Here is a 9,121-nt window from a genome sequence, read left to right as displayed (position 1 = left end):
CAGAAATAACAAAGGCCGCGGTTCCCGGTCAGGGAATCCGCGGCCTCGAAAGGTTCGCTCTGGGATATCAGAGCGGTACCTTCCGAGGTCGATGAACCTGACCGAAGACCTTCGTCATCTCGATGCCGGTGATGTCGTGATTGCGCACGACCGGACGAGCTGCCAGCCCGGCCGGGACAGCACCGAAGGCAGCCGAGGTCACTCCGGCTGCGAAGTTCGTGGTGTAAGTCGACATGATCGGCACCTCCTTGCGAATCTCGGCGCGGCTACCGGCAGGCAGCGACGGCGTTGGCGTGTTGTGTAGGCGAGGCTATCCGAGCGCCTGAGATGTGCACAAACTATTTTCCAAAGTCGCCGAACTTTTCTTTGTCAGGCACGGTCCATCCCTCGATTCGAGAGCACCGCTCACCGGCCTGTCACCGCCGCTCAGTCCAAGATCACCGGGTCCGGGTCCTCCCCGGCCAGCACCGCCAGCACCACCTCGGCGTAGCGCTGAAGCTTGGTCGGGCCCACACCGGGAACCTGTGCCAGCTCCGCCTGGGTCGCCGGCGCACGATCGGCAATGGCCACCAGCGTGGCATCGGAGAACACCACATAGGCAGGAACCGACTGCGCTTCGGCCTGCTTCTTGCGCCAGGCACGCAACCGGCCGAACGTCGCGACATCCTCAGCCGGCACCGCCGTCTTGGCTCGCTTGCCCGAACCGCCGGCCCGTCCGGTGGCCTGCTCGCTCGTCCCGGGACGCAGCCCGTCCAGGAACCGGCTCGGCCGGCGCCGTCTGACCTGCCCGCGATGTCGAGCCAGCGCCCAGGATAGCATCAGGCGCTGCCGCGCCCTGGTGATGCCGACGTAGAACAGCCGGCGTTCCTCGGCCAGTTGCTCCGGAGTACTGGCGTGCTGGATCGGCAGCGTCTGGTCGGTCAGCCCCACCAGGAACACCGCGTCCCACTCCAGCCCCTTGGCCGAGTGCAGCGACGCCAGGGTGACCCCCTGCACCGTGGGAGCGTGCTGGGAGGCAGCACGCTGCTCCAGGTCGGCGTTGAACTCCTCGAGCCGGGCGGCAGGGATCTCGACGGCGAACTGCTCGGCCAGGTTCACCAGGGCGGCCAGGGACTCCCAGCGCTCTCGAGCGGCACCGCCCGGCGGTGGGTGCTCGGCATTCCAGGCCAGCGAGCTGAGCACCTCTGCCACCGATTCCGGCAGTGACACGCTGCCGTCGTCGGCACGGGCGGCCCCGCGCAGCAACACCATCGCGTGACGTACCTCAGCACGGTCGAAGAACTTCTCGCCACCACGCAGGACGTAGGGAATGCCCGCCTCGGTGAGGGCCTGTTCGTACACCTCGGACTGGGCATTGATCCGGAACAGCACCGCGATCTCCGACGCCGGCGTCCCGGCGGCTATCAGGCGCTTGGCCGCCGCGGCCACCGACTCCGCTTCGGCGACCTCGTCGTCATGCTCGGCGAAGCTGGGCCGCGGGCCATCCGGCCGCTGGCCGATCAGCCGCAGGTGCGCCGCGGGTCCCCCGCCCGCGCCGCTGATCAACCGGTTCGCCAGGTCGACGATCTGCGGGGTGGAGCGGTAGTCCCGTTCCAACCGCACCACCGTCGCCTGCGGATACCGCTCGGCGAAGTCGAGCAGGTAGGACGGTCTCGCCCCGGCGAAGGAGTAGATCGTCTGGTTGACATCGCCGACCACGCAGACGTCGTCGCGCCCGCCCAGCCAGGCATCCAGCAGCCGCTGCTGGATCGGCGAGACGTCCTGGTACTCATCGATCACGAAGTAGCGGTACCGGGTGCGGATGGCGCGCGCCACGTCGGGAATCTCCTCCAGCGCCACGGACATGATCAGCAGCAGGTCGGAGAAGTCGATCTCGTTGTTGCGGCGTTTGGCCTCCTCGTAGCCGGCATAGACCTCCGCGACGCGTTCTGCCGTCAGGGAGATGCCCCGGCTGGCTCTCGCCGCGGCAGCCGGGTACTCGGTGGGAGCGACCAGTGAGGACTTGGCCCAGTCGATCTCGCCGGCCAGGTCACGCAGTTCGGCCTTGTCCGTTCGCAACCGCAGCCGGTTCGCGGCCTGGGACACCCAACGGATCGGGTAGTCGGCCACTTGGGGCATCGGGCCGCCCAGGATCTGCGGGGCGAAGTAGCTGAGCTGGCGCAGGGCGGCGGCGTGGAAGGTGCGGGCCTGCACGCCGCCGGCGCCCAAGCCGCGCAACCGGGTACGCAACTCACTCGCTGCCCGGGCGGTGAAGGTCACCGCCAGCACCGCGTCGGCAGGCACCGCGCCGCCGGCCACCGCATAGGCGATCCGGTGCGTGATGGCGCGGGTCTTGCCGGTCCCGGCCCCGGCCAGGATGCAGACCGGCCCCCGGACGGCCTCGGCGGCCGCGCGTTGCTCCGGGTCGAGCCCGGCCAGCACCCGCTCGGCCGCCGACCCACCGACCGGGCCGGCCGTCGGGTCAGCGTGGCCGGCCAGCTGATCAGCGGTGGAGCGGGCAGCGGTCACAGCTGCATCCTGCCAAGCCGGTCCGACAGCGCGCTGCCTCGGGGCCGGATCTGTGCATGGACATCACCGGATCTGTGCACGGACGACACCGGATCCGGTATGGACGCACCGGATCTGCGCATGGGGAACATCCGCGACCATCACCGCCGTTGAGCGAAGTAGACAACGATTCCTAGCTGCGGGAAGGCCCTTTCGATGACTGCCTCGTTCACGATGTACACCACCACATGGTGCGGATACTGCGCCCGGCTCAAGCAGAGCCTGGCGCGGGCCGGAGTCACCTTCGCCGAGGTGGACATCGAGCAGGACGAGAGCGCTGCCGAGCGGGTGATGCAGGTCAACGGGGGCAACCAGACCGTCCCGACCCTGGAGTTCTCCGACGGCTCGGCGCTGACCAACCCGACCGTGGCGCAGGTACAGGAGAAGCTCGCCGCGCTGGTCTGAGGTGAGGCGCTACGCCGCCATCACGCCGGAGTTGCTGGCCCAGCGGCTGATCGAGCTGCTGATCCAGCGGCACCCCGGCCGGCATCCCCTGCGGGTCGCCCTGGACGCACCCGGCTGGGTCGGGTCCGGGCCACTGGTCGAGGCGTTGCGCACCGGGTTGCCCGCCGTGGGCCGCCCGGTGGGCACCGTGCGCGCCTGCGACTTCTACCGGGACGCCTCGCTGAGATTCGAGCACGGCAAGACCGACGTCGAATCCTTCTACACCGGCTGGCTGGACGTGGCGGCCCTGCAACGCGAGGTGCTCAGCCCGCTGGCCACCGACGGCGCCCATTACCTGCCGGCGCTGCGCGATGCGGCCACCAACCGGGCCACCCGAGCCCAGCCGGTGCCCCTGGCCGCCCACGGCATCCTGCTGGTGAGCGGTGAGCTGCTGCTCGGCGCGGGACTCAGCTTCGACGTGGTCATCCACCTCGCGGTCAGCCGGGCAGCCAGGAAGCGGCTGGTCCCCGAGGACCGGCGCTGGACGTTGCCGGCCTTCGACCGTTACGACATCGACGTCGACCCGGTCGCGCTGGCCGACGTGGTGATCCGCTACGACGATCCCCACCACCCGGCCGTCTCGGTGCGCTGACCCGCCCGGACCCTGCGCTCAATCCTCGGCGAGCAGCCAGGCGTTGATCAGTTGCCTCGCGATCGACATCGCGCCGGGCAGCCCCCGCAGCGCGGGCAGCGCCCGGTCGGCGACGGCCACGTCGGCCCGGTCGGCGACCGCCACGTTTGCCCAGTCGGTGGTGCGCCGGACGTCCTCACGGGTGTACCAACCGGCCTCGACGATCTCGTCGGCGTCGATCACCAGCCGGGGGTCGCCAGCCACCCGCGCCGTGTACCCGAGCATCAGCGAGGCCGGGAACGGGTGCGGCTGGCTTGCCACGTAGGCCACGTCGCACACCTCGATGCCCACCTCCTCACGCACCTCGCGCGCTATCGCGGCCTCGGCGGACTCCCCCGCCTCGACGAAGCCGGCGAGCACCGACATCCGCCCGGCCGGCCACTGCGGGCCCCGGGCCAGCACGCACCGGCCAGCGCCGTCGTGCACCAGCACGATCACCGCCGGGTCGGTTCGCGGAAAGTGCTCGGAGGAATCAGCCGGGCAGGTCGTGGTCCAGCCGGCCTTGGTCACCCGGGTCTGCGTGCCGCAGCGCGGGCAGTGCCGGTGGCTCTGGTGCCAGGCCTGCAACGCCACCGCGGTGGAGAGCAGCCCGACATCGAGATCGGTCAGCTCGGTGGCGAGCTCCCGCAGGCCCCGCCAGTCCGGCCCGCTGACGCCGTCGGACTCGTCGGTGGCGAGGTCCGCGATCTCCTCAGTGGCGAGCAGGGCCAGGTAGACCGTGTCGCTGGTAGCGCCGAGCAGCACCCGGACGCCCTCGACCGCGGCCTCGGACGGGGCCACGAAGCGCAGCGACCGGCCGCCGGGCTGGACCCGGACGGTTCCCCCCGGCGAGACCAGCAGGACCCGGCTGGCGGGATCGTCCCAGACGGCAGTGAGCCAGCCGTCGTCGGTGCGCCGGTGCGCGATCCGGTCGTGGGCCGAGCGCGCCAGGATCGGCACGTCGGGCACCGCCCACGGGTCGGTCGCCGGCCGGTCAGCGGCCAAGGCTCACTCGACCTCCACGATGCCGGCCAGCGGAGCCGTGATCGCACCGGCATCGCCCACGGCGATCCCCACCAGCTTGCGGGGCGCCAGGAACTCAGCGGCCACCTCGGCCACCTCGGCGACCGTGACCTGGGCAAGCCTCGCCGGATGGCTGGAGAGCCATTCCAGCTCGGTGCCGGTACCGAGCAGCCCGGACGCGGTCGTTGCCAGTCCGGCCTGGGTGGCCGTCGACAGCGCCAGCGTTCCGATGGCGTACTGGCGCACCGACTCCAGTTCGGCGTCGGTCACCGGGGTGGAGGCCATCCGGCCCAGCTCGTAGAAGGTCTCCAGCAGTGCGGGCGCGGTGACCTCGGTGGCGACGTCGGCTGTCACCGTGAAGGACGAGCGCAGCGCGGCGTGCTCGACCGCGCTGCGCGGGGAGTAGGAGAAACCTCTGCGTTCCCGGATGTTCTCCACCCACCGGGAGGAGAAGTAACCGCCGAAGATCAGGTTGGCCAGCTGCAGGGCCGGGTAGCGCTCGTCCTGCCTCGGCAAACCCGCACCGCCGAACCGGAACGCGGTCTGCACCGAGCCCGGCCGGTCCACGATCAACAGCGGCCGCTGGGTGATCGGCGGCAACGCAGGCGCCTTCGCGGCCGGTGCCGCGCCGGTCCAGCCGGCCAGCGCCGACTCGGCGGCGGCCAGCGCACGGGCCGGCGTGATGTCGCCGACGATGACCAGCAGTGCGCCGTCCGGACGCACCAGGCCGGCGTGCAGGCTGCGCAGCTGGCCCGCCGTGGTCGCGGCGACGGCCGGCTCGTCAGGCAGCGTCCGGCCGTAGGGATGCCCCGGTGACATCCGGTCCGCCAGTGCCTCACCTGCGATCACGCCGGCCTGCGACCGGGCCATGGTGATCCGCTCCAGCAGCCGGCCGCGCTCACCGGTGACCTCCCCGGGACGGTAGCTGGCCGAGGTCAGTATCTCGGCGTACAGCCCGAGCAGCGCCGGCAGCGCGGTGGAGATCGCCGAAGCCGACAGCAGCAACCGGTCGGCGTCCCGGCCCGCCGACAGTTCGGCCCCGAGGTCGCCCAGCGCCCTGGCCAGGGAGGTCCGGTCGTGTTCGTCGGTGCCGGTGCGGATCGTTCCCGCCAGCAGCGAGGACCGGGCCAGGTGGGTCGGCTTGGCGGAGAAGAACGGGATCCGCAGCCGGACCTCGACCATCGGCACGGTGGGCCGGCGGATCGCGACCACTCGCAGCCCCGAGGGCAGCACCCGCTCGGAGAAGGTCAGCTTCTTCGGCTTCGGGGCCGTGGCCAGTCCCGGGACCTGCAGCAGCGCGCTCACTTGGTGGCTCCCGGAACGAGTTCGAGGACGGCACGGCTGGCGGGCACCAGGGTGCCGGCAACGGCGCGGATGTCCTCGTCGGTGACCTGGTTGAGCAGGCCGGGCAGTCGCAGGATCAGCGACGCCTCGCCGAAGATCAGCTCGAACTTGGCGAACTCCCGGCTGCGGTTCATGACCTGGTCCAGTTCCTGGGAGATGGTGGCCGCCAGCTGAACCGCGGCCCGGCGCAACTCACCGGGCTCCGTGCCGTCGGTGGCCAGCCGGTCCAGCTCCTCGTCCACGGCGGCGATCACGGCAGCGGTGGCGGCCCGGTCGGCGTAGTGCGAGGTGATGTTGAGCCGGGTCGGGTCCCGCTCCTCCAGCGGGTCGCCGAAGGTGCCCAGGTAGGCGCTGATGTCGGTCACCAATCCCTTGGACTGGACCAGTGACCGGTGCAGCCGGGAGGCGTCGCCGTTGGACAGGATCTCGGCGAGCAGCACGGTGGCCAGGTAGCGGGTGAAGTCGGCGGCCGGATCCGTCACCCGGTAGCCCAGTGCGATGGCCGGCATCGGCGCCATCTCGTCGACCACCACGTCTCGCCGCTCGGCGGTCAGCGGCGGCTCGGCGAAGTCCGGCCGCTTCGGCTTCTTGCGGCGCTTGATCGGCCCGAAGTGGCGCTCGATCATCTCGGTCGCCTCGGCCGGGTCGAAGTCACCGGCCACGCAGAGCACCGCGTTGGCCGGGGCGTAGTAGCTGTCGAAGAACGCGCTGGCGTCGGCCACGGTGGCGTTGGTGAGATCTTCGAAGCCGCCGTAGCCGTTGTGCGCGTTGGGGAACCTGTCATACATCAGCTGCGGCAGCTGCAGCCAGGGGAATCCGCCGTAGGGCCGGTTCAGCACGTTGACCCGGATCTCCTCCTTCACCACGTCGATCTGGTTGGCGAGGTTCTCCTCGGTGATCCGCGGCGAGCGCATCCGGTCCGCTTCCAGGAACAGCCCGCGTTCCAGGGCGTGTGAGGGCAGCACCTCGAAGTAGTTGGTGTAGTCCAGGTGGGTGCTGCCGTTGAAGATGCCGCCGGAGGACTGGACGTAGCGGAAGTGCTCCAGCTTCTCCAGGTTGGCCGAGCCCTGGAACATCAGGTGCTCGAACAGGTGCGCGAAGCCGGTGCGGCCTTCGGGTTCGGAGCGGAACCCGACGTCGTACAGCACCGCGACGGAGACCACCGGCGACCGGCGGTCCGGTGCCAGCACGACCCGCAGGCCGTTGCGCAGCGTGTGGTGCAGCAGTTCGAAGGACAACGAGGGCAGGGCGGGGGTACGCGACGTGGTGGGCACCGGAACACCCTAACCAAGTCGGCTGCTCAGAGTACGTGCACGGTGCCCACGGTGGCCTCGGCCTTGGGCCACAGGTCCGCCCTGTTGTCCGGGATCGAGAGCATGAAGATGCTGACGCCGGCCTCGGTGGGCAGGCCCACGGTCCACAGCCGTTCGGTGCGGACGGTGAGGTGACGGCTCGCGCGGAAGGTGGGGTTGATGGTGATCTCGGTGAGGACTTCGTATCCCCGTACGCCGCTGAAGGCCCTGACGTGCTCAGCCATCGTCCGGCTGGTCGGGTTGATGTCACCGTAGCCGCGCTCCACGGCCAACCGGACGCGCCGGCGAACCTCGTCGCGGACCTGCTGGTCCGAGGGCAGCGCCGGACCGGCCGCGTTCCGGTTCTGCCGGTAGTTCACCGTGTCGTTCGACGGCGGGCTCGCCAGACTGCGCGGGTTGCCCGAGCCTTCACTGATCAGCCAACCCGGTTCGACCTCCTGGTTGAGCGCGATCCGCAGGCCGAGACTGTCGTCGGGAGCGTCCTGCTGAAGCGCGTTGTCGATGCAGCGATAGCCCAACCGGGACTCCTCGTCACGGATCTCCGGGCACTCGACCAGCGGCACCGGCTCGGCTTGCCCGCCGTTGGGGTCCGAGCTGCCGGGGGTCGGCCTGGCCGAGGGCGCCGGGCTGAGCTGCTGCACCCGGTCGGCCGCCTGCCGGGCGGCGCTGTCGCGGTTGCGGTGCCCGTTGACCAGTGCCACCACCACGACCAGCACCAGCACGACGGCAGCGGCCAGCAGCGCCGCACCGCGCCGCCCCCGAACCTCGGACGGCCCGGGCTGCGGCGGCTGGTACGGCGGCGGTAGCTCGATCATCTGCTTGAAACTAGCTCCTGAGGGCCTCGCGGCCCAGCCCGGCGAACTCCCGCCACAGGTGAGCGGCAGCCTCGGCGCCCTTGTAGAGCATCGACAGGGTCACCTTCTCGTTGGGAGCGTGAATCTGGTCATCGGGCAGGCCGACGCCCAGGAACACCATCGGAGCGCCCAGCTCCTTCTGGATGGCGGCTTCGGGGCCCGAGCCGCCCTCCCGGGTGGGCAGTACCAGGTCGGCGTCGAAGGCGGCGCAGATCGCCTTCGACAGCGCCTGGTAGGCCGGGGTGTCGATGGGCACCAGGCAGGGGGCCACGCCGTCGGCCCCCCAGTCGATGCTGCACTCGATGCCGGGCGGGGTGTGCTCGACGATGAAGGCGTGGACCGCCTCCCGGATGGCGGCCGGGCGCTGGTTGGCCACCAACCGGAACGACAGCTTCACGAAGGCATCGCTGGGGATGATGGTCTTGTTGCCGGCGCCCTGGTAGCCACCACCGATTCCGTTGACCTCAGCGGTCGGCCGGCTACCGACCCTTTCCAGAGTCGAGTAACCGGCCTCACCGGCCAGCGCCCGGGACTTGCTGGTGGTCAGGAATTGAGCCTCGTCGAAGGGAACCCGCGCCAGCAACTGCTGTTCCTGCTCGCTCAGCTCGAGCACGTCGTCGTAGAAGCCGGGGATCTGGACCCGGCCGTCGGCGTCGTGCAGGGCGGCGGTCAGCCGCGCGATCGCCTCGACCGGATTGGGCACCGCTCCCCCGAACACCCCCGAGTGCAGGTCCAGGTCGGGTCCGTGGAAGCTCACCTCGGCGGCCACCATGCCGCGCATCCCCGTCACCGAACTGGGAATGTCCTCGGCGAGCATGCCGGTGTCGGTGATCACGACGACGTCGCACCGCAGGCGGTCGCGCCGCTCGGCCAGCAACGTTTCGAAGTTGGGTGAGCCGGACTCCTCCTCGCCCTCGATCAGGAACTTGAGGGTGACTGCCGGGGTGCTCCGGCCGGTGTCGGCCAGGTGCGCGCGCACCCCCAGC

The 9,121-nt window shown here is 70.6% G+C and carries 9 protein-coding genes; 2 read left to right on the top strand and 7 right to left on the bottom strand.

Features of this window, described 5'->3' with window-relative positions:
* Positions 1–67: 67 nt before the first annotated feature.
* A complete protein-coding gene (locus VF542_RS08745; RefSeq protein WP_408651317.1) occupies positions 68–235 on the bottom strand; it encodes a hypothetical protein in 168 nt (55 codons plus the stop codon).
* Between the two features lie 191 nt (positions 236–426).
* Positions 427–2,508, bottom strand: coding sequence for an ATP-dependent helicase (locus VF542_RS08740; protein ID WP_408651316.1), 2,082 nt, complete (start codon positions 2,506–2,508; stop codon positions 427–429).
* Between the two features lie 195 nt (positions 2,509–2,703).
* Here VF542_RS08740 and VF542_RS08735 point away from each other — a divergent pair, with 195 nt between their 5' ends.
* Together VF542_RS08735 and VF542_RS08730 are read left to right on the top strand one after the other, a co-directional pair.
* Complete coding sequence (locus tag VF542_RS08735) at positions 2,704–2,952, top strand: mycoredoxin (RefSeq protein WP_408651315.1); 249 nt, start codon at positions 2,704–2,706, stop codon at positions 2,950–2,952.
* A 1-nt stretch (position 2,953) separates the two neighbouring features.
* The gene (locus VF542_RS08730; RefSeq protein ID WP_408651314.1) at positions 2,954–3,583 is read left to right on the top strand and encodes a uridine kinase; all 630 of its coding nucleotides are present in this window, start codon (positions 2,954–2,956) and stop codon (positions 3,581–3,583) included.
* An 18-nt stretch (positions 3,584–3,601) separates the two neighbouring features.
* On the opposite strand, the gene nudC is transcribed toward VF542_RS08730, so the two are convergent.
* The 5 genes from nudC to VF542_RS08705 all read right to left on the bottom strand — a co-directional run.
* Positions 3,602–4,606: an NAD(+) diphosphatase gene (nudC, locus tag VF542_RS08725; protein WP_408651313.1), complete on the bottom strand. Its 1,005-nt coding sequence runs from the start codon at positions 4,604–4,606 to the stop codon at positions 3,602–3,604.
* Positions 4,607–4,609: 3 nt separating this feature from the next.
* Positions 4,610–5,929 (bottom strand): M16 family metallopeptidase, encoded by a 1,320-nt coding sequence (locus VF542_RS08720; RefSeq protein ID WP_408651312.1) that lies wholly within the window; start codon positions 5,927–5,929, stop codon positions 4,610–4,612.
* Complete coding sequence (locus VF542_RS08715) at positions 5,926–7,242, bottom strand: M16 family metallopeptidase (protein ID WP_408651311.1); 1,317 nt, start codon at positions 7,240–7,242, stop codon at positions 5,926–5,928. Before VF542_RS08715 ends, VF542_RS08720 begins: the two co-directional genes overlap by 4 nt.
* A gap of 26 nt (positions 7,243–7,268) precedes the next feature.
* Positions 7,269–8,096: a hypothetical protein gene (locus VF542_RS08710; RefSeq protein WP_408651310.1), complete on the bottom strand. Its 828-nt coding sequence runs from the start codon at positions 8,094–8,096 to the stop codon at positions 7,269–7,271.
* A gap of 10 nt (positions 8,097–8,106) precedes the next feature.
* The coding region (locus VF542_RS08705; protein ID WP_408651309.1) for a M20/M25/M40 family metallo-hydrolase at positions 8,107–9,121 on the bottom strand (1,015 nt) is incomplete at its 5' end.

Origin of the sequence: Jatrophihabitans sp. (genome assembly GCF_036389215.1) — a bacterium.
Taxonomy (GTDB): Bacteria; Actinomycetota; Actinomycetes; order Mycobacteriales; family Jatrophihabitantaceae; genus Jatrophihabitans_A.
This window is presented reverse-complemented; position numbering and strand designations above follow the sequence as displayed.

What these genes read in the sequence shown, in the direction of transcription:
- VF542_RS08745 (WP_408651317.1), bottom strand. Translation starts at nt 235, where the DNA reads ATGTCGACTTACACCACGAACTTCGCAGCCGGAGTGACCTCGGCTGCC.
- VF542_RS08735 (WP_408651315.1), top strand. Translation starts at nt 2,704, where the DNA reads ATGACTGCCTCGTTCACGATGTACACCACCACATGGTGCGGATACTGC.
- VF542_RS08710 (WP_408651310.1), bottom strand. Translation starts at nt 8,096, where the DNA reads ATGATCGAGCTACCGCCGCCGTACCAGCCGCCGCAGCCCGGGCCGTCC.